The following is a 1,406-nucleotide window of genomic DNA, read 5'->3' as shown; positions in this document are numbered from 1 at the left end:
CGGCGGGCAGGACCAGGGCGGTGGCCAGGACCAGGGCGGCGGGCAGGACGGCGGCCAGGACCAGGGCGGCGGGCAGGACGGCGGCCAGGACCAGGGCGAGAACCAGACCCCGAACGACAACGGCAACGGCGCCGCCGGCCCGTTCGCCGAGGACTTCATCGACATCAACGACGTCCAGCCCAACTCGCGCAACCTGCCGAACGGTCTGGCCGCCAACGGCAGGTCCGGCTCCAAGGGCAGCTTCACCACGAAGTGCGGGGTGAACGAGAACAAGCTGTACAACAGCGACAACATCATCGTGGCCCCCGGTGTCGCGAACGGCGCGCACCACATGCACGACTACGTCGGCAACCAGAGCAACAGCTCGCTCTCCAGCGACGACGACCTGGTCGTCGCCGAGACCAGCTGCCAGAACAAGGGCGACAAGTCCTCGTACTTCTGGCCGGTGCTGCGCGTGCAGGACGGCACCCAGGAGTTCGACGCGGCCGACCAGGGCGGCGGCGCCGAGGGCAACGTCGGCAGGATCCTGCAAGCCGATGAGGCCCAGCTCCGGTTCGTCGGCAACAAGCGCAGCAAGGTCGTCGCGATCCCGAAGCTGATGCGCATCATCACCGGTGACGCCAAGGCGTTCACCAACGGTCTGGCGAACGCCAACACCTCGTACAGCTGCACCGGCTTCGAGGATCGGCAGTCCACGGACAAGTACGTGCTGTGCCCCGAGGGCAGCAAGCTCGTGCGCACGTCCAACTTCCAGAGCTGCTGGGACGGACAGAACACCGACAGCGCCAACCACCGCACCCACGTGGCGTTCGTCCAGGCGGACGGCAGCTGCCCGGCCGGCTTCAAGGCCATCCCACAGCTCCAGGTCCGCCTGGTGTACGACGTTCCCACCCCGACCATCGAGAACGGTCAGGTGAAGAACCCGTACGCCGTGGACAGCTTCCCGGAGCAGCTGCACAAGCCGATCACCGACCACAACGACTTCATCAACGTCATGGACGAGAGCCTGATGAACAAGGTGGTCAAGTGCATCAACAAGGGCAGGCAGTGCACGTAGTCCCCTCGGCCGCCCGCTGAGAAGGACAGGTGAGCGCAAGGGCCGGTGGCGGGATTCCCGCCACCGGCCCTTGCCGTGTCCCCGGTGTTCCCCGCCGTCCGCTGCCCTCGTCCGGGCTCCGGGCACGGAGGCTGAAGCCGGGGCGGACCCCGCCGGCACCGGAATCCGGGCCCGGAGCCCGGACGAGGGCAGCGGACGGCGGGGAACACCGGGGACACGGCAAGGGCCGGTGGCGGGAATCCCGCCACCGGCCCTTGCGCTCACCTGTCCTTCTCAGCGGGCGGCCGAGGGGACTACGTGCACTGCCTGCCCTTGTTGATGCACTTGACCACCTTGTTCATCAGGCTCT

General features: G+C 67.9%; 1 protein-coding gene. It reads left to right on the top strand.

What is annotated here, in order from left to right:
• A partial coding sequence (locus AOK18_RS28400) for a DUF1996 domain-containing protein (RefSeq protein WP_079105234.1) occupies positions 1 to 1,057 on the top strand: 1,057 nt, incomplete at its 5' end.
• Positions 1,058 to 1,406 lie beyond the last annotated feature (349 nt).

The sequence above is a fragment of the Streptomyces prasinopilosus genome, from assembly GCF_001419695.1.
Classification (GTDB): Bacteria; Actinomycetota; Actinomycetes; order Streptomycetales; family Streptomycetaceae; genus Streptomyces; species Streptomyces prasinopilosus.
The sequence above is the reverse complement of the archived record's forward strand: the minus strand, read 5'-3'. Positions and strand labels throughout refer to the sequence as shown.